The following is an 18,799-nucleotide window of genomic DNA, read 5'->3' as shown; positions in this document are numbered from 1 at the left end:
GTATTGCCGTTTAACTCGTCGCTCCTCAGAGGGCGGCTACGGGAGATCGCGATGGATGCTATAATTAAAGTCTTGCAGTCCTCAACTGGCAAGCAGGATATTACTCGACGTCCCACCCAGGAAGAAGCCGAAGCAGCAGTTCGCACCTTGCTCTTGTGGGCAGGTGACAATCCCGACCGCGAGGGTTTGCTGGACACGCCGCAGCGCGTGGCAAACACTTATAAGGAACTGTTTTCCGGATACGCGCAGGATCCGGCGGACGTGCTTGGCCGCACCTTCGAGGAGGTTGCCGGATACGAGGACATGATCCTCATCCAGGACATTCCTTTCTTCTCACACTGCGAACATCACATGGTGCCCATAATCGGCAAGGCGCATGTCGCCTATTTGCCCGACGGGGAGAAGGTCGTTGGCCTGTCGAAAATCGCGCGTGTCGTGGATATTTTCGCCCACCGCCTGCAGACGCAGGAGAGTATGACCGCCCAGATCGCAGCGGCAATTCAGGATTCGTTGCGCCCGCGCGGCGTGGCAGTCATGATCGAAGCCGAGCACATGTGCATGGCCATGCGTGGCATCCGCAAGTCGGGTTCCGTTACAACCACGACAACGTTCACTGGTTCGTTCAAGACCGAAGTCAACGAACAGGTCCGGTTCATGACATTGGTCAGAGGCCGTTAAAGCGAAAAACACTCAAATGCCCAACGAACTGTTCACCGCGTCCCTGCCCGATAAACACGACGTCGAAGAAGGGGTGGTGTTTGCACCGCGGTTCGATGCCTCGGGCCTGTTGACCGCCGTGGTCACGGACGCCAGGGACAATCAATTGTTGATGGTCGCTTACATGAACAGCGAGGCACTGAAACTCACGCTGGAAACCGGCATCGCCCATTATTGGTCGCGATCGCGAAAGTCTCTCTGGAAAAAAGGGGAGACTTCCGGAAATATGCAGACCGTCTTGGAAATGCGCACCGACTGTGACCAGGATGCCCTTTGGTTGAAGGTAAGCGTCGCCGGCGAGGGCCCCACCTGCCATACGGGCCGCAACTCCTGCTTTTACCGCAAAGTCGTCACGGCAGGCGGAACATCTTCATTGATCCTGGAGTTGCAGGATTAGAAATCCGGAATACGTAATCCTATTTCGTCGGTTGGCGAAGAGGTCATAATTACGCGATATTTATCCTTTGAATACCAATCCGAGGGATAATGTGAAAGTAGTGTTCAGGAGAAAGTGCCATGCTCGAATGGGCATCGCGCCGGATGCGTGCGGCGGAACCAATCGGTATAGATAACACTCCGGATGTGCCAGTAATCACGCCGGAAAAGCCCCGAGACAGCAAAACACCGATTGCGCTTGCGCTGGGTGGCGGCGCGGCGCGCGGCTGGGCGCATATCGGCGTCCTGCGTGCACTTGATGAGGCTGGCATCGAGATTTCTATGATTTCAGGAACGTCGATCGGCGCCCTCGTCGGTGGTTGCTATCTCGGCGGCAAGCTCGATCAGCTAGAGGATTTTGCGCGCAGCCTGACCAAGCGCGGCATATTCAGCCTGCTGGATCTGCGCTTCCGCGGCAATGGACTGTTCGGCGGCATGAAACTGGATCGCCGCCTGCGCGAGCATCTTGAAGAGCTGGCAATCGAGGACCTGCCCAAACGGTTTATCGCAGTATGTACCGAGATCAATACTGGTCACGAAATCTGGCTGACGCGAGGCAGTTTGATAACAGCCATGCGTGCCTCCTATGCGCTGCCCGGTGTGTTTGAACCCGTTGAATGCAACGGCAGGACCCTCGTTGACGGTGCGCTGGTAAATCCGGTTCCCGTAGCGGTCTGCCGGTCTTATGAGCAGCCGCTGGTTGTGGCCGTCAATCTGCACTATGACCAGTTTGGCCGTGCTGCCGTGATCAAGCATGCGGCCGAAGCCCCGGCGCCCGGCAGGTCCGATACTGAATCCGCGCGCGGGCAGCCGTCCTATTCCAAGCGGCTGGGTATCACGGGTGTCATGATGGAATCGTTCAATATCATCCAGGACCGGATTTCACGTGCCCGCATGGCAGGTGATCCGCCCGACATCATGTTGATGCCCAAGATCGGACATGTCGGATTGGCCGAGTTCCACCGGGCTGACGAGGCGATCAGACTTGGCTACGAAGAGACAATGGCTCGCGTCGGCGAGCTTGAGCGCATGCAAAAACTCGTGTTTTGATCCTCTTCAAGCCGTCGCGATATAGCTGCGGATCTCCTCCGACTCGCGCTCCACTTCCTCTATGCGAAGTTTGACGACGTCACCAATCGAAACGATGCCGTGAAGCCGCCCGTCCTTTTCAACAGGAAGGTGGCGAAACCGGCCCCGGGTCATGATTTCCATGACCTGGTTGATCGTGTGGTTTTCGCTGCAGACCTTGACCTTCATGGTCATGCTTTCAGAAATCGGCTTCCACAACGCATCGGCGCCTTGCGCGGCAATCTGCCTTACAACGTCGCGCTCCGACAAAATCCCCTTGATGGCACTATTCCCGTCACAAACGACGATTGCGCCGATCTTGTGATTTGCAAGGATGGTGATCGCATCGCCGAGAGTCGTTTCCGGCGTCGTGCTGAATACGTCGTAGCCTTTTCGTTCGAGAATTTGTTTGACAGTCATGTACATCCTCCTTGCACATTGGCCTCATCCACCGCACCCCGTTCGGTACCCCCGATGGTGCGGGTTATGGTGCGCGTAAGCGCGGGCTATTGCAACCGCTTTGCAATTATAACATCAGTTCCGGCTCTGTTCGACCATTGTCGGGTCTGTCGAACAGGGAAATGCCGAAAAAGCCTATGAAGAAGCCGCCGATATGGGCCTCCCAGGCGATTGTTGCGGAACTGTCGACTCCAACGGATAGCATCCCCGTGAGGATGTTGGTCGCAAACCACACCCCCAGAAACGTCAAGACAGTTCGCATGCGAAGTGCCACATTTATCGGTAGGATATCACCAACGAAGGCTGCCGAATTGCGCAAGGTCGAGCGACGAAACCCAAATCGTGCGGCTGCGCCCATCATGCCTGAGATAGCACCCGATGCGCCAACCAATGGCGCGACACTGTCTGCATAGACTGCGAAATGCGTCATCGCGGCGGCTATGGATGTGACGATCCAGAAAAGACTTGTCCTCAGCGGGCCTATTCGAGCCGCCAGTGGCGACCCGAAGGCAGCGAGCCAGATCATATTGAGCGCTATGTGGGCGACGCTGCCATGCAGCAGCGAGTAGCTTATGCTCGTGAGCCAGGCGGCCGGTGAGGCGAAACCGCCATATTCCGAGAACCGGGCTGGAATAAAGGCGAAATTCCATAGAAAAGCGCTGTTTTGCTCGTCACTTAGCACGTAGTTTTCAAGTACATAGATACCAGCGCACAGGGCCATGATTGCGAGGATCACAACCGGAATGTTGAAGATCGGTTCGTCCTTGGTGGAACGGTTCCGGATTTCCGCTGGATCGCTCATTGTCGCCTGTAACCTGTTTCTCTCGCGGAACGCTATCTTGTTCGGCTCTTGGCGCAAAGGCCCGGCGAACAGAAAAAAAGGCCGCTCAGTGGATCTGGGCGGCCTCGAATTTCAGGATAGCTCATCATGCAAACTCTAGTGAGGTCAATGTCTCACACCACCGGAAGCATCTCAATCGAAACCACTTGTTAACCTTAATCGGGACCGGCGGTGGAGACTCGAATATCGCCGGTAGCGCGCGTGGGACGTCAGTGACAGAGTCGGCGTGACAAGAGTTCCCCGTTGGTACCGGAAGTAAAATCGATCCCATGCGAAATGATGGAACTAACGAGCTTTTTGGATACTGGAACAGGTTACGGGGCACGCGGGCCGCGCCCGAGCGCCGGGAAGTCGCACCTGCATCGATCGGGAAAAATCTCGCCGACACATTTATCATACAGGCGCTGGGTCATGGCGAACCGCGTTTCCGTCTCGCCGGAACCCGCATTTGCTCAATCTACGGCCGTGAATTGAGAGGTTTGGCCTTCGCCTCGCTCTGGCAGACGAGAGATCGCAGCAATATCGCACGTCTCGTCAAAAACAGCATGACCAACAAATCAGTCGTCCAGCTGAATTTCGAAGGCAGAACCACTCGCGGCCGCAAGGCGCTCTTCCAGTTGATTCTCCTGCCTCTCGCCAACGAGGCCAATGACCGCCACGTATTGGGCATGGTTACGTCTCCAGGCAGGCCGTTCTGGCTTGAATCCGATGCGATCATCGAAAATCGTATTCAGTCGATCTCGATCATTGATCCACGGTACCCGTCGCGCAGCCTGAGCAGTAGTGCAATGGCCGCAGATCCGGAAATTCCCGGAACAAAAGGTTTGGCTGCCAGTCAGTCAATTATCAGCCGCAAGGTCGCGCATTTGCGGGTGTTCGATGGCGGAAAGATCATCGGTTAGGTTAGTAAGTTATGACAACTGGAGATTGTCATTACCTTCGCGTTAAGACTTGTGGCGTAATTTGCGATCATCAGACTCTGTCGATTCCCAAAAATCTGGACAGCCTTCATGCAAGCCTACCGTGACGTCTCGAGCCCCAACCTTGCCGCCGCGGGCAAATATCATAGCGTGAAGGTGCAGCTCTACGGCCGTTTCATGCTGGCTGATCGTACCGAGCACGTTTGCCAGATCGATGAAATGTCCCCAGGCGATGTGGTCATCACCACCGACGTGATGGCTAATAATGGCGAGCGGATCATCGCCTATATCGATCACATAGGCCGTGTCGAAGGAACAGTAGAGCGCATGGTCAATGGCGGGTTCCTTCTGGCGCTGGCCGCTTCGGACCGCAAGAAGAACAAGATCGCCGCACAGCTGACCTGGCTTGCCAACAAGCATGAACTGGACATGCCTGAGGATCGCCGTCATCAGCGCATTGCACCACGCAACCCGATCACGACCCTTTCAATGGCCGATGGCAGGCAATATCCTTGCCGCATCCTTGACCTCTCCATATCGGGAGCCGCCGTCGAACTGCGCATGCGCCCTGCCCTGAATAGCCAGGTTGTGCTCGGATCCATGCGCGGTCGTGTCGTTCGCCACTTCGAAGAAGGCATCGCAATCGAGTTCGCAACGGTGCAAAGTCGCGAAGCGATCGATATCGCGTTCGAAGGCTGAGAAAAGAATTTCATATCTGCGAATTTTTTCTGTCGAGAATGCCGCTGAATTCGGGCACGGCATTCGCAATTTGCTTGAATGCATTAAGCCCCTTTAAAGCAAGCAATATTCAACGAAACAAATGATTAATCGTACTCAGCTACGCAAATCTCGAGATCTATTGCATTTAAATAAAATAATAACTTATATTAATACTTAGTTGTAGTCTAATTCGTTTATTTTTTGCTACTAACTTGATTCATATTTACTCTTCGGCATTTCCGCTCAATCAAACTCTCTCTGTCATTGTCTCCTCAACCGGGGAGACGACGGGAATGATAAGAAACACCATATTGCTTGGCGCGGCCTTCTTGTTGATGTGCATGACCGCCCAAGCCGATTCGAGCGCCGCATTCATGAAAACAGGTGGGCGCACGTCTCAGCCGATCGGACATTATGAATTCTGCCAGTCCTACAAAAGCGAGTGCAACATAAGGAGTAGCGACCGCGGTCCTGCTGCCCTGACGCCGAAGATCTGGAATCTCATGCTCCAGATCAACAATCAGGTGAATACGCAAATCCAGCCTGCGACCGACATGGATATCTGGGGCAAGGCAGAAGTCTGGTCCTATCCCACGAGTGTTGGCGATTGCGAAGATTACGTCCTTTTGAAGCGAAAGCTTCTCAACGAAAGCGGCGTGCCAATCAGCGATCTTCTCATAACGGTCGTCCGGCAGATGAACGGCGAAGGCCATGCCGTCCTCACCGTCCGCACTGATCGCGGTGATTACGTTCTCGACAATCTTGAGCCGCGGATAAAGCTATGGAACGAAACCAACTACGACTATTTGAAACGCCAGGCCGCGAATAATACCGGCGCGTGGGTTTCCATCAATGACGAGCGGCAGCTTCTGGTCGGCAGCATCAAGTAGCTATCGCAGTATCAGCAGTCCGCCTGCCCGGCTACGGGCGGGCAACTGCCGTCAGTCGATCTTCAAACCCTGCATAAAGCGTTTGCCGTTCTCGACATAATGGGCAGCTGAAAGCCTGAGGCCGGCGATGGACGTCTCGTCCAGCGTCCGGACTACCCTGGCGGGGGACCCCACGATCAGCGAATTATCCGGAAACTCCTTGCGTTCCGTCACAAGCGCGCCCGCACCGACAAGCGAATTCTTTCCTATCCTGGCGCCATTCAGAACGATTGCACCGATGCCGATGAGCGAATTGTCGCCGATGGTGCAGCCGTGGAGCATGGCGCGATGGCCTATCGTGCAGCCCTCTCCCACGGTGAGTGGATAGCCCATGTCGGTGTGCATGACCGCATGTTCTTGAACATTGCTGTTACGCCCGATACGGATCCACTCGTTGTCACCGCGCAGCACCACGCCAAACCAGATATTGGCGTGTTCGCCCAGGAATATCCTGCCGACTATCGTCGCATCGGGCGCAATCCAGTTGGAGGTCCGGTGCTCGAATTCCGGCGATTGTCCGTCAAGCGCGTATATCGGCATCGAATTGCTCCATGGATTCGTTGCCGAGCTTAGCGAAGCGCTGGATACTTGGCGAGGCACGTTCAACTGCGGTTAACCATAAATCAGCAGTTACCGATCTATACTGATACAGATTTGATACCGGTGAACCTCATGCACTCCCAGCTACCGAAAATCGAACCGATGATGGGCAGTCTGTTCGTGCAACGCGCCTTCTTTGTCGCCGCCACGCTCGCCCTTCTATCCCTTGCCCTCACTGCGGCGGGCCATTTTTTTGGTCACGCCATTTCCCTCGGCGGCCACACGGAAGACGCAACGCCACGCGAAATCGTCATTGGCAACAATGTTCTTGAGCTTCCGGCGAATATGATCCGGTTTGCGAGACAGCGCCGGGACGGGGTCGCTGACCGTGTCTATCTCTATCTGCGTTGGCCGGAAATGCTCGGGTATCGTCCCGAGTTCCTGGCCGATTTCAATGGTTCGCAGTCAGAAAAACGCCTGCTATTCTTGACCTTTGAACCCAAAGCCACCTCCGAAGACATGTCAGGGCGGTACGGCCCGATTTATAGCACGCTCACGCAGGCACCCGGCGTCAAGGAGCCAAGCGGATTGACCGTACAGAAGTTTCGCACTGACAGCGGCTTTATCGACGAGGAGCTGCTGATTGCGCCGGAACAGGAAGGGCGCGCGCCATTCGTGGCGCGCTGTCTCGACCAAGTATCGTCGAAAGACAGTCTGGCATCATGCCAGCGGGATATATTCGTCGGTGACGATTTGCAGGTAACCTATCGCTTTCCAAGGGAAATGCTGGCGGACTGGCAAAATTTGGATCGGCAGGTTCGGGCATTTGCCGGCGCCCGTCTCAAAGGGCCGAAGTGACGCTTCGATGGGCGTCACGCCAATCCATCAACTTTAGAGATCCATCTCAAGGATGGCCATGGAGAAGTTATAGGAGAGTTCACCCTCGTCCTCGTCCTTGTATATCAGGCCAAGAAATTCATCCCCCAGATAAAGTTCGGCCGAGTCATCCTTGCGTGGACGAGCCTTAACAGTGAGCTCCGTGTTTCTGAACGTCCGCTTGAAATAGCTGTCGAGTTTCTTCAGTTCGTCGGGTTTCACGCGAGCTCTCCTGTCATGTGCAATTCAGGCGCTTTTGCCACGCGAGAGTCACCCCTGTAAAGGGTTGTTTCCGATCCACTCGCAGCGAGAAGAACGGCTTCGCCGTCCTTCATTCGAAATTGGTTACCAGTTGGTCCATGGCGCGCGAGGGTTCGGCGCAACCGGTTTCGCCAACAATTCGGGCAGGAACACCGGCCACCGTCACATTGTGAGGAACAGGTTTCAGCACCACTGAACCCGACGCTACTTTCGAGCAGTGACCAATCTCTATATTGCCGAGAATGTTTGCACCCGCGCCAATAAGAACACCATGACGTATCTTTGGATGCCGGTCGCCCGTTTCCTTGCCGGTGCCGCCGAGGGTGACACCTTGGAGTATCGAGACATTGTCTTCTATGACAGCGGTCATACCGACGACAATGCCAGTCGCATGGTCGAAGAACACACCCTGGCCCATCGGTACTTGCGGGTGAATGTCGGTCTGGAAAACCGAGGAGGAACGGCTTTGCAGATAGAGTGCGAAGTCTCTCCGCCCTTCCTTCCAGAGCCAATTGGCCAGCCGATGGGTCTGAATTGCCTGGAAACCCTTGAAATAGAGCACCGGCTCGATAAACCGGTCGCAAGCGGGGTCGCGATCGTAAACCGCCTGGATATCGACGCGCAGGATCTGCGACCATGACGGCACCGCCTCTACCATCGCCGTAAATGTCTGGCGCAGCAGTTCCGATTCCACATCCGGGTGGTCGAGACGTTGGGAAATGCGATGTATCACCGCTTCCTCAAGCGATTGGTGGTTGAGAATTGTCGTATAGAGGAATGTCGCCAGAAGCGGTTCGCTACGGATGGCCTCTTCGGCTTCCGCGCGGATCGCATGCCAGATCGGGTCCATCTGCTTGACGGATCCGGTCATCTTTATCGGATTGCTTGCGGACATTTCCTACTCCAGGCATTTGGCCAACATTCTTTTAGCTGACGATCAGCATAAGGCAAAAACGTTTACTTGACACGTCGATTTCCAGAATGACCGCGCAAGAAAATTTGAACTTGCGATTGATTTGACTGAACGTCAGCCGTCGTCATTCAAGATTGCCATAGCTCATGCCGCATGGTCCTGCAAGGAACGAACCGGCGGTTGCTCATGTTCCATCGCACGCGCCAGATCGTAATTGGCCTGCAGGGTAATCCAGAAACGTGCTGTACTGCCTCACCGCGACCAATGTCAGAGCGGATGGCGCTTGAGAAAGTCAACGACGGCCTGCTTGAACACCTTGTCGCCGACCGCGAGCATATGATCCCGGCCAGGGATATCGATCGCCTCACCGTGTGGCATCAGCGCCGCAAGTTCATGAGGATTTCCGCCGATATCGTCCTTCGTGCCCACAGCTACCAGTGCAGGCTGCGTAATTCTCGCCATGTTCTGCGCGCTGATCTCTTCCTTGGATGTGATAACGCAAGCCGCCAAGGCGATCTTGTCGCTTTTCGTCTTGTCAGCGAACATGCGAAACATTTTGCCGCGCGGATGGGTAATCGCCTCCGGATCGTCGGACATCAGTGCCTCGGCGATGGGTGACCAATCCCCCGCACCTTCGACCATGCCGATGCCGAGGCCGCCGAAGACAAGGTCATGAACGCATGCGGGATGTTCAAGCGCGAGAAATGCGCTGATGCGGGCGCCCATCGAATATCCCATGACATGCGCTGTCGGAATGCCAAGATGGGCAAGCAGTGCCGCGGCATCGCCCGCCATGAGCGTTGGCGTATATACCACCCTGTCATGCGGCTTGTCGGAAAGCCCATGGCCGCGATTGTCGATCGCGATGGCGCGGTACCCCGAGGACGTCAAAGTCTGCATCCATCCGGGTTGCACCCAATTATAAAAGGACGACGAGGCAAAGCCGTGGATGAGCAGGACCGGCTCTCCCTCGCCCTCGTCAATAAAAGCGAGGTTCAATCCGTCATTGCCGAAAAACTGCATTATTTGAATCCGTCAGTGAGCAATAGCGGGATGCCGTATCTTGTCGCCAAGTGTTAAGCCAAGACGCTTTGCTGTGCCCGCCTTGACCTCGACAACGTACCGCACCGACCCGCCGGACGAAATGATCGATCGGGAAAAGGGCACTGCATTTTCGCGAATGGCGGAAATACGGCCATCGTCATCGAGAAAGAGCATGTCGAGTGCAGATGGTGTGTTCTCCATCCACATTGTGACAAGGCGGGGCTTGTCGAAGACAAACAGCATTGCGCTATTGTCCTTCAGATCTGTCCGGAACATCAGGCCGCGCCCGCGCTCTTCCTCTGTATCCGCAATCTCGACCTCGAATGGGATGTCACCCTTGGCGCTATTGATCGTCAGCGCCGTGCCGTCGATGGGAAGATGCATGGGCGCCTGGTCGAGCGCCAGAGCAGGAATCGCTGAAAACAGTAGAAAAACAAGGATGGCAAAAACTGATTTCAGGCGATGCATCAATCGCTCCAGGGTGCGTTGAGATTCGCGATCATGACGAGGCGAAAACGGTGGTTTTTGGGCCGCACTTGCGGCGAGCGGAGCGTACTTGAAATAAGTGAGCACCGGAAGCACAGAAAAGTGCCGTTTGCAGACCTTCATAGAGTGAATATCAACATACCCTAGTGTGACGATGGCAGCTGCGTGCCGATGTCGGGATGAATCTCGGAGGCCATCAGTCCTTTTTCACCGTGGCCGAAGCGGATCAGTACGACCTGCCCCGGACGCAGTTCGGTCAGGCCGAAGTGCCGAAGCGTTTCCATGTGAATGAAAATATCCTCTGTCCCCTCGCCGCGCGTAAGGAAACCGAAGCCTTTGGTGCGGTTGAACCACTTGACCAGCACGCGCTCGAGACCGCTCGATGGAGTGACGGTCACATGCGTGCGGACAGGCGGCATTTCGGTAGGATGGACCGCGGTCGCGTTGTCCATGGATTTGACGCGAAAGCACTGCATGCCACGCTCGCCCTGTTTGACCTCGCAGACGACACGGGCTCCTTCCAGTGCGGTTTGAAAGCCGTCCCGGCGCAGACAGGTTACGTGCAGAAGGATGTCAGGAAGATCGGAATTGTCCGGAACGATGAAACCGTATCCCTTGGCTACATCAAACCATTTTATCGCGCCCGAAACCTCGATTAGGTCCAGACCGTCGCTCAAGCCTTCATTGGCGGGGGACTGCTGGGCTGAAACTGGTCTGTCAGACATGAAGCGAAGCCCCTCCTCTCCTGCGCGGTACTGATTCTCTGCTTGAAGAATAACACCCGTCCATCGCCCAAGAGCAAGTATCATCTGCGAGTTTTCGTGAAAACCACACGTAAAACGCGTGTTTATCCTCAACGATGTTTCCGTACCTACATCACAAGTTTGTGGAGCTAAACAGGAAGTGTTACGAAAAGCGGGACGGCGTTCAAACGCGTGCAACATCGCCGGTGGCCGTCGACTTTCAACCGATGGAAGAAATCAAAGGCAAAAGATGCGCTATCTTCACACAATGGTCCGTGTCCGTGACATCGATGAGTCACTGGAGTTCTACTGCAACAAGTTTGGTCTGGAGGAGGTTCGCCGCACCGAAAATGAAAAGGGCCGCTTCACGCTTATCTTCCTGGCAGCACCGGAAGATAAGGCAAGATCGGCCGCGGAACGGGCTCCGGAGCTCGAATTGACCTATAACTGGGATCCGGAAGAATATAGCGGTGGCCGCAATTTCGGTCACCTCGCCTATGTCGTCGACAATATCTACGACACCTGCAGGAGCCTCGCCGACAAGGGAGTAGTCATCAACCGGCCGCCGCGTGATGGCAACATGGCCTTCATTCGCTCGCCTGATGGCATTTCCATCGAGCTGATCCAAAAGGGCCCGGCGCTGCCACCGCAAGAGCCTTGGCTGTCGATGCCGAATACCGGCACCTGGTAGAAAACTCGGCTCACGGAGCACAACCTGAGCGCGTATCCCGGCTCGCCGCCAAATTGGCAATCGGGTTACGCGAGACAAACTCCTTTAAAGCATTCTCCTCTCCTGATATCAGAAATGACCCAATGAGGAGGATGCCATGAAGGATGTGCTGATCGAGCTTGAACGCCGCAGGAATATCGCGCGTGAGGGTGGCGGCAAGGCGCGGATCGAGGCGCAGCACAAGCGTGGCAAGCTTACGGCGCGCGAACGTATCGACATCTTCCTGGATGAAGGCTCATTCGAGGAGTTCGACATGTTCGTCGAGCACCGCTCGACAGACTTCGGCATGGAAGCGACCAAGTTCGCCGGGGATGGCGTCGTCACCGGTTGGGGCACCATCAACGGCCGGACGGTTTTCCTCTTCGCCAAGGATTTCACGGTTTTTGGCGGTTCACTTTCTGAGGCCCACGCCGAAAAGGTTCAAAAGATCCAGGATATGGCCTTGCGCAACCGCGCGCCGGTCATCGGGCTCTACGATGCCGGCGGTGCGCGCATTCAGGAGGGCGTCGCGGCTCTAGGCGGCTACGCTGAAATCTTTCAGCGCAATGTGCTTGCATCCGGCGTGATCCCGCAAATCTCGGTCATCATGGGTCCATGTGCCGGCGGCGACGTTTATTCGCCTGCCATGACGGACTTCATCTTCATGGTGCGCGATACATCCTATATGTTCGTCACCGGGCCGGACGTGGTAAAGACAGTGACAAACGAAACTGTGACGGCAGAGCAGCTCGGTGGCGCGTCAATTCACACCACCAAGTCATCCATTGCCGACGGAGCCTATGAGAACGACGTCGCTGCTCTCTTGCAGATGCGGCGGCTGATCGATTTCCTGCCTGCGTCCAATACAGCCGCGATTCCGGTGGTCGAGTGCTACCAGGCTACCGACGAAATGGACTTTTCACTGGATCGGCTGGTGCCGGACAATGCCAACAAGCCCTATGACATCAAGGAACTCATCCGCAAGACGGTCGACGAGGCGGATTTTTTTGAAATCCAGGAGAATTTTGCGAAGAACATCGTTGTCGGGTTTGGCCGTATCGAAGGCAGCACGGTGGGCATCGTCGGAAATCAGCCTACGGTCCTCGCGGGTGTTCTCGACAGCGACGCCTCCCGCAAGGCGGCGCGCTTCGTCCGCTTCTGTGATTGCTTCAATATCCCGATCGTTACCTTTGTCGACGTTCCAGGTTTTCTCCCGGGCACGGCACAGGAATATGGCGGCTTGATCAAGCACGGCGCCAAACTGCTCTTTGCCTACGCTGAAGCGACTGTACCGAAGATCACCCTCATCACGCGCAAGGCATATGGTGGTGCCTATGACGTCATGGCATCCAAGCATTTGCGTGGCGATATCAATTATGCCTGGCCGTCGGCTCAGATCGCCGTTATGGGAGCCAAGGGGGCCGTCGAAATTATCTATCGCAAGGATATAGGCGACGCGGAAAAGATCGCAGCGCATACAAAGCGCTACGAGGACCGTTTTCTTTCACCATTCGTCGCTGCAGAGCGTGGTTACGTCGATGAAGTGATCATGCCCCATTCGACCCGCAAGCGGATCTCAAGGGCACTGCGCATGTTACGGAACAAGGATCTCGAAAATCCCTGGAAGAAGCACGATAATATCCCGCTCTAAAGCCCGGGTTCATTTTGCCGGGTTGTTTGAAAGGTTCAGCGGCGGAAGCTGAAGCCTCCGTTGGATTCCCGCAAAATCTGGGAAATCGTGCGCTTGTCGCAAGGCTCGCTCAGCTTCTTGGCAACCTGCGCGAGAGCACCGGCCTTAGTCAATTGTGCCATCTTCAATACATTTGTTTCGTTTGATGATGAGGTATCTTTGGTTATTGTTATCATTCTTTCAACACCCTCCATTAAAAACCGCTCTTTACGCGAGCAATCCTTGTAGTGGCCCGGGTTTTATTCCGTTGCACTGCACACTATATAGGTAACCTAAACCGATTTAACAAATCACTATTTGTATCTGATTTTGACTTGCATTTGAACGCGTTTGCCCGGCGGTAACGGGAGAATCGCAAAACTACGGCTTGTTGCGGATCACCATGGTGCAACGCAATATCGATGCGTGCCGCTTCGATGGTTTGACATAATATTACGGTTTAATTAAGCGCACCGGCAGTTTTCGTGTTTGCAAACTCGCCGATTGCTGATGCTAGTCTCTCCGCCACATGGCTTCGCCACGCGGGATCGAGCATTAATTTCTCATCTTCAGCATTCGAGAGGTAGCCGATTTCCACCAGAACCGACGGCACATCTGGCGCACGCAAGACCTGAAATCCGGCGAAACGGTGCGGATTGTTGATCATGTTGACGTCTTTCTTCAGAGACTTCACCACTGTTTTGGCAAAGCTCAAGGAGAACGTGTGGGTTTCACGCCGCGTCAGATCCATGAGGATGTCGGCAATCTCCGGTGTCTCGTTGTCATATGCGATGCCTGCGACGGCATCGGCACGGTTCTCGCGGTCGGCCATGGCCCGGGATTCCGCGTCGGACGCCTTGTCGGAGACCGTGTAGACCGTTGCGCCGCGTATAGTGCCGCGATTGATCGTATCGGCATGAATGGAAATGAAAAGGTTCGCCTCGTGCTGGCGCGCTACCCGGACCCGTTCGGAAAGTCGCAGGAAAGAATCGTCACTGCGCGTCATCTCCACCCGCAGGCCCGGCCGCTTGGCGAGCTCGTCCCGCAATTGCTGTGCGAACATCAACGTCACGTTCTTTTCCATGACGCCGCTGGTGCTTTCTGCACCGCTGTCTATTCCGCCGTGACCGGGATCGATCACGACGGTAAATGGCTTCGGTCCCTTGCTCGCCTCGTCCGGCGCTGCGAGCGCCAGCCGGTCGCCCTTGGGAGCGGCATCCGTAGAAGCAGTGGTCGCACTCTGTGTCTTCAGGGCTTCCGCAAACGCGCGGTCCGAGGATGCGACGAAATCCGCCACCAACCGGTAACCTGGACTATTGTCATTCTTGATGACATTGAGTTGCTCGACAACAAAGGGTCCCTTGAGTGTAAAGATGAGACGCGAGCGCTGGTCGTCCATAAGCCCGTAGCGAACATCGGTGATCAGGCCGCGCGGCTCAACGGATTTCTTATCAAAGGCAAACACTGCCTTCGGAAGATCGATCGCCAGCCTGTGGGGCTGATCCAGGAGCATCGTCGATATGTCAGGTTCGCGGTCGAAATTGATGACGATGCGCGTACGCAGCTCATCTCCCGCAGCCTGATACGTCAGCGCCGCCAGCTCATCGGCCGCGCGAGAAGGTGTACCCGCCTGTATGAAAACGAGAAAGCCAAGGACGGCAGCAATGAATAATCGATAGGTCACATTCATCTCACTTGGCCTGCTGAAAGGCAGGCAATCCCCCTACCTGCTCTTGTAGCAGACGTGGTCGACATTGGAACCCTGCCCGCAACACACTATCTGTAATCAACAGGTAAGGAACCATGGTTAATATTACCTTACGGAACCTTGTGTGTGATGCGCCGATGACACGATTATGAAGAAGGCCTTGTCATAAGGCGGCACACCTCCTAAAAGCAAAGGTGGGTTACTTTTCCGCCCTCCAGAATCAGGCTCTTTGATGTCACGGCAAATGACCGGCTGACAATGAAGACAGCGACATGGAGCGGCAAAGGCGAAATTCGCTGAGGGTAGCCAAAAAGAATTTGGCGCGAGCCGACAGGGATTGTCGGCAACGCTTTTTGTGAACGGCAGAGCGCGCAGACAAGGCGCATCAGCCAGCCCTCCCGGGGGTTTTTAACAGTGTCGGCACAGCAGAAAAGCGTGCCATTCGTAGAGGTCGTTTCGTCAGGAACAGGAATGTTTGTTACAGGCTTTGATATAACCGGCTTGCAAGCCGCGGCTGCCCGAGGGCAACTCCGCGCGTCGCCGTGCCTGTCTGTTTCTGCGAACTTAAATATATCCGGCAAATGTGACGACGCGGCGCCAGAAACCTTCAGGGTCTTCTGGCTGTCTCGCGTTGGCGGCATTTCGGCCGGGGAGAAGAAGTATAATGTCGGACAAAATGCTAATCGACGCCTCCCACCAGGAGGAAACACGAGTTGTTGTGGTTCGCGGCAATCGAATTGAAGAATTCGACTTTGAATCTGAACACAAGAAACAAATCAAGGGCAATATCTATCTGGCGCGTGTCACGCGCGTAGAACCCTCCCTTCAGGCCGCATTCGTTGAATATGGCGGCAATCGCCATGGGTTTCTCGCTTTCAGTGAAATCCACCCGGATTACTACCAGATCCCGGTTGCCGACAGGCAGGCGCTCATAGATGCCGAGGCCGAAGCGGCCAGCCAGGACGAAGATCACGAAGAGAACGCCAGCGAGCAGCGTAGCCGTGACCGCAATGATCGTGGAACGCGCAGTCGCCGTCGCGGTCGCCGCAGCCCGCGCCAGGAAGGCGATGCCTCGAAGCTCGATGCTTCGGACGAGGACGTCGCCACTTCCGACGACGAGGGCGAAAGCTCCGCGCAGTCCTCGGGTCACGAATCGAGTGACGACGATTCTGCCCCTGAAGGCGGTAACCAGACGATAGCCGCTGCCATCGATGCAGACGTGATCTCGGAAGCCGTCACGATCGGCGACGACGATGATGTCGAAGGCGATGCTGAAAGGCCAGCTTCGGACGATCTCGGCGAAGGCCATTCGCGACGGTCGAGGAGCCGCAAGCACGAAGATAAAGACGACGTTCACGACGAACTCGATGAAGTCGAGTCGGTGGGCGCCGAAGATGCAATGGAAGAGGTTCCAACTCACCAGCGTTTCCAGCGCCGCCAATACAACATTCAGGACGTCATCAAGCGCCGGCAAATCTTGCTGGTTCAGGTCGTCAAGGAGGAGCGCGGCAACAAGGGTGCAGCCCTCACCACCTATCTGTCACTTGCGGGGCGCTACTCTGTCCTTATGCCGAACACCGCACGCGGTGGTGGCATTTCGCGCAAGATCACCAGCATACAGGATCGCAAGCGCCTGAAGGATATCGTCAAGGATTTGGAAGTCCCCAAAGGCATGGGCGTGATCCTGCGCACCGCCGGTGCCAACCGCACCAAGCCCGAAGTCAAGCGTGACTATGAATATCTGATGCGGCTGTGGGAGAATGTCCGCAGCCTTACGCTTGCCTCGACGGCTCCAACCCTCGTTTATGAGGAAGGCAGCCTGATCAAGCGTTCGATCCGTGATCTCTACAACAAGGACATCACCGAGATCCTCGTTGCCGGCGAGAATGGTTATCGTGAGGCGAAGGACTTCATGCGCATGCTCATGCCGAGCCACGCCAAGGTCGTCCAGCCCTACCGGGAAATGACGCCGATTTTCGCGCGAAACGGCATCGAGGCACAGCTCGATCGCATGTTGCAGCCACAGGTGACCCTGAAGTCCGGCGGCTACATCATTATAAACCAGACCGAAGCGCTGGTCGCGATCGACGTCAATTCCGGCCGGTCGACGCGCGAACATTCGATTGAAGACACCGCGTTACAGACGAATCTGGAAGCAGCGGATGAGATCGCACGTCAATTGCGTCTGCGCGATCTTGCTGGTCTGATCGTCATCGATTTCATCGACATGGAAGAGAACCGCAACAATCGTGCGGTCGAAAAGCGGATGAAAGATTGTCTGAAGGATGATCGCGCCCGTATCCAGGTTGGCCGCATATCGCATTTCGGCCTGCTCGAAATGTCTCGCCAGCGCATCCGGGCCAGTGTTCTGGAAAGCACGACCCAGGTTTGCGCCGTCTGCGGCGGTACAGGGCACGTCCGCTCCGCTTCGTCGGTGGCATTGCATGTCATGCGGTCGATCGAGGAATATCTGCTCCGCCATTCGCAGAACAACATTATCGTTCGTACGACTGTTGCGACAGCGCTCTACGTTCTCAACCATAAACGCCAGAATCTTGCCGATCTGGAAACGCGTTTTGGCCTGACGATCAGCATCGAAGCTGATGACAGCGTGGGTGCACAGCACTTCGCCATCGACAAGGGTTCGATAGCCCTTGGCCCGATTGTTCCGCTCACCGAGATGCCGCCGGTCGGTATAGCCGATGACTTCGATGAATCCGATCCGGAAATCGATGAAATCGAGGACGATATCTCCGAGGCGAAGACGGGCGACAGCACGAGAAGCGTCGATAATGACGACGCGTCCCGCAAGCGCAAGCGCAAGCGGCGGCGGCGTGGCGGTCGTGATCGCCAGGAAGCGGCCGGCGCCGAGCAAGGCCAGCAATCCGTAAGCGATGATGATGATGCCGATCAGCCGGCGGTCGAAGGCGAAGATGCCGCCGCTGCCAAGGCGCGCGAAGAAGAAAACGAGCGGCGCAAGAAGCGTCGTCGGGGCCGCCGCGGCGGGCGCAAGAACAAGCGCTTCGAGGATGGTGACGACGCGGAAAATCGCGTGCCGGCGAAAACCGTGCCGGATGCGGAGCCTGTTTTTGTATCGATTCCCCTGCCCGACTTCTCGGCGCCAAAAACCGTTGAAGCGGTAGCTGATGCAGCGGAAGTCGCTTCTGTGCCGGTGACCGCCGACACGATTGCTGCCGAGGAACCTGCAGCAGCCGAAGAAGCTCTTGCCAAGAAGCGGGTAAAGCGCCGGTCCCGCGCCAAGGCAGCAATCGAAGCCGCCGTATCGGCGGTGGCCGAGGTGCTGACAGAGGCTGAAAAGCCCGCAAAGCCGAAACGCGCACCGCGCAAGCCGAAGAATACGGCGGCGGTCGCGGAAGAAGCCCCTGCAATCGCAGAGGAAGCGAGTTCCGTTGCGGAAGTTACGCCGCCAGACGTCGAAGCACCCGCTGAGCCGGAAATGGCCGCAGCGCCTGAGCCAAAGAAGGTCGAGGACAGCAAACCCGTCGTCACGTCCACCAGTGCCAGGGAAAAGAAAACGGAAGGCGAGCCAGCACCCAAGCGGGGCTGGTGGCAGAAGAAGGGCTTCTTCTGATATCCGCAAGTACTGACTAAATGAGTTGAAGAACCGGCATCACTGCCGGTTCTTCTTTATGGCGGTTTTGCACTATCGCGGAAGATGTCGCACATTTGCCTGAATGGTCTGGCTTTGACGAATTCGGAAAGGTGGGGCCGCCATCTTTCCTTCAATGGCCGATTTCGCT

At 55.9% G+C, this 18,799-nt stretch carries 20 protein-coding genes; 10 read left to right on the top strand and 10 right to left on the bottom strand.

All coding sequences use genetic code 11. The features are described 5' to 3' along the window. Nucleotides 1-51: 51 nt before the first annotated feature. From folE to CU100_RS10450, 3 genes are all read left to right on the top strand, one after another. Entirely contained in the window at nt 52-678 is a 627-nt protein-coding gene (gene folE, locus CU100_RS10460) for a GTP cyclohydrolase I FolE (RefSeq protein ID WP_106716521.1), read from the top strand. Between the two features lie 16 nt (nt 679-694). Further along, complete coding sequence (gene hisI / locus CU100_RS10455; RefSeq protein WP_106716520.1) at nt 695-1,114, top strand: phosphoribosyl-AMP cyclohydrolase; 420 nt, start codon at nt 695-697, stop codon at nt 1,112-1,114. Between the two features lie 119 nt (nt 1,115-1,233). After that, a complete protein-coding gene (locus CU100_RS10450; protein ID WP_183635449.1) occupies nt 1,234-2,202 on the top strand; it encodes a patatin family protein in 969 nt (322 codons plus the stop codon). Between the two features lie 6 nt (nt 2,203-2,208). Here the strand turns inward: CU100_RS10450 and CU100_RS10445 are convergent, their stop codons facing one another. Further along, a complete protein-coding gene (locus CU100_RS10445; protein WP_106716519.1) occupies nt 2,209-2,640 on the bottom strand; it encodes a CBS domain-containing protein in 432 nt (143 codons plus the stop codon). Nucleotides 2,641-2,746: 106 nt separating this feature from the next. Continuing rightward, nucleotides 2,747-3,481, bottom strand: coding sequence for a rhomboid family intramembrane serine protease (locus tag CU100_RS10440; protein ID WP_106716518.1), 735 nt, complete (start codon nt 3,479-3,481; stop codon nt 2,747-2,749). A 308-nt stretch (nt 3,482-3,789) separates the two neighbouring features. Here CU100_RS10440 and CU100_RS10435 point away from each other — a divergent pair, with 308 nt between their 5' ends. From CU100_RS10435 to CU100_RS10425, 3 genes are all read left to right on the top strand, one after another. After that, a complete protein-coding gene (locus tag CU100_RS10435; protein WP_106716517.1) occupies nt 3,790-4,422 on the top strand; it encodes a PAS domain-containing protein in 633 nt (210 codons plus the stop codon). A 108-nt stretch (nt 4,423-4,530) separates the two neighbouring features. Then, entirely contained in the window at nt 4,531-5,139 is a 609-nt protein-coding gene (locus CU100_RS10430) for a PilZ domain-containing protein (RefSeq protein ID WP_106716516.1), read from the top strand. A gap of 314 nt (nt 5,140-5,453) precedes the next feature. Beyond that, nucleotides 5,454-6,050, top strand: a complete 597-nt coding sequence (locus tag CU100_RS10425; protein WP_106716515.1) for a transglutaminase-like cysteine peptidase — start codon at nt 5,454-5,456, stop codon at nt 6,048-6,050. Nucleotides 6,051-6,101: 51 nt separating this feature from the next. Here the strand turns inward: CU100_RS10425 and CU100_RS10420 are convergent, their stop codons facing one another. Then, nucleotides 6,102-6,629 carry a gamma carbonic anhydrase family protein gene (locus tag CU100_RS10420; protein ID WP_106716514.1) on the bottom strand — a complete coding sequence of 176 codons (528 nt, stop codon included), beginning with the start codon at nt 6,627-6,629 and terminating at the stop codon, nt 6,102-6,104. Nucleotides 6,630-6,761: 132 nt separating this feature from the next. Here CU100_RS10420 and CU100_RS10415 point away from each other — a divergent pair, with 132 nt between their 5' ends. Then, complete coding sequence (locus CU100_RS10415) at nt 6,762-7,487, top strand: hypothetical protein (RefSeq protein ID WP_106716513.1); 726 nt, start codon at nt 6,762-6,764, stop codon at nt 7,485-7,487. A gap of 33 nt (nt 7,488-7,520) precedes the next feature. Here the strand turns inward: CU100_RS10415 and CU100_RS10410 are convergent, their stop codons facing one another. The 5 genes from CU100_RS10410 to CU100_RS10385 form a co-directional block, all read right to left on the bottom strand. Beyond that, nucleotides 7,521-7,727, bottom strand: coding sequence for a DUF3126 family protein (locus CU100_RS10410; RefSeq protein WP_106716512.1), 207 nt, complete (start codon nt 7,725-7,727; stop codon nt 7,521-7,523). 109 nt (nt 7,728-7,836) lie between these two features. Next, nucleotides 7,837-8,661: a serine O-acetyltransferase gene (cysE, locus tag CU100_RS10405; protein WP_106716511.1), complete on the bottom strand. Its 825-nt coding sequence runs from the start codon at nt 8,659-8,661 to the stop codon at nt 7,837-7,839. A gap of 285 nt (nt 8,662-8,946) precedes the next feature. Next, nucleotides 8,947-9,702 carry an alpha/beta fold hydrolase gene (locus CU100_RS10395; RefSeq protein ID WP_106716510.1) on the bottom strand — a complete coding sequence of 252 codons (756 nt, stop codon included), beginning with the start codon at nt 9,700-9,702 and terminating at the stop codon, nt 8,947-8,949. A 12-nt stretch (nt 9,703-9,714) separates the two neighbouring features. Then, nucleotides 9,715-10,191: a DUF192 domain-containing protein gene (locus CU100_RS10390; RefSeq protein WP_106717216.1), complete on the bottom strand. Its 477-nt coding sequence runs from the start codon at nt 10,189-10,191 to the stop codon at nt 9,715-9,717. Nucleotides 10,192-10,352: 161 nt separating this feature from the next. Then, nucleotides 10,353-10,934, bottom strand: coding sequence for a cold-shock protein (locus CU100_RS10385; protein ID WP_106717215.1), 582 nt, complete (start codon nt 10,932-10,934; stop codon nt 10,353-10,355). A gap of 268 nt (nt 10,935-11,202) precedes the next feature. Here CU100_RS10385 and CU100_RS10380 point away from each other — a divergent pair, with 268 nt between their 5' ends. Beyond that, nucleotides 11,203-11,643 carry a VOC family protein gene (locus tag CU100_RS10380; RefSeq protein WP_106716509.1) on the top strand — a complete coding sequence of 147 codons (441 nt, stop codon included), beginning with the start codon at nt 11,203-11,205 and terminating at the stop codon, nt 11,641-11,643. 136 nt (nt 11,644-11,779) lie between these two features. Then, nucleotides 11,780-13,312 (top strand): acyl-CoA carboxylase subunit beta, encoded by a 1,533-nt coding sequence (locus CU100_RS10375; protein WP_106716508.1) that lies wholly within the window; start codon nt 11,780-11,782, stop codon nt 13,310-13,312. A 35-nt stretch (nt 13,313-13,347) separates the two neighbouring features. On the opposite strand, the gene CU100_RS27480 is transcribed toward CU100_RS10375, so the two are convergent. Next, a complete protein-coding gene (locus tag CU100_RS27480; protein ID WP_280951594.1) occupies nt 13,348-13,473 on the bottom strand; it encodes a hypothetical protein in 126 nt (41 codons plus the stop codon). A 317-nt stretch (nt 13,474-13,790) separates the two neighbouring features. After that, on the bottom strand, nt 13,791-14,996 hold the full coding sequence (locus tag CU100_RS10365; RefSeq protein ID WP_407070328.1) for an N-acetylmuramoyl-L-alanine amidase: 1,206 nt from the start codon (nt 14,994-14,996) through the stop codon (nt 13,791-13,793). 706 nt (nt 14,997-15,702) lie between these two features. On the opposite strand from CU100_RS10365, the gene CU100_RS10355 reads away from it, so the two are divergent. Continuing rightward, nucleotides 15,703-18,630 (top strand): Rne/Rng family ribonuclease, encoded by a 2,928-nt coding sequence (locus CU100_RS10355; protein WP_106716504.1) that lies wholly within the window; start codon nt 15,703-15,705, stop codon nt 18,628-18,630. Nucleotides 18,631-18,799: the final 169 nt, after the last annotated feature.

Source organism: Phyllobacterium endophyticum (assembly GCF_003010935.1).
Taxonomy (GTDB): domain Bacteria; phylum Pseudomonadota; class Alphaproteobacteria; order Rhizobiales; family Rhizobiaceae; genus Phyllobacterium; species Phyllobacterium endophyticum.
Note: the sequence above shows the minus strand (reverse complement) of the source record. Positions and strands in the feature narration are given on the sequence as shown.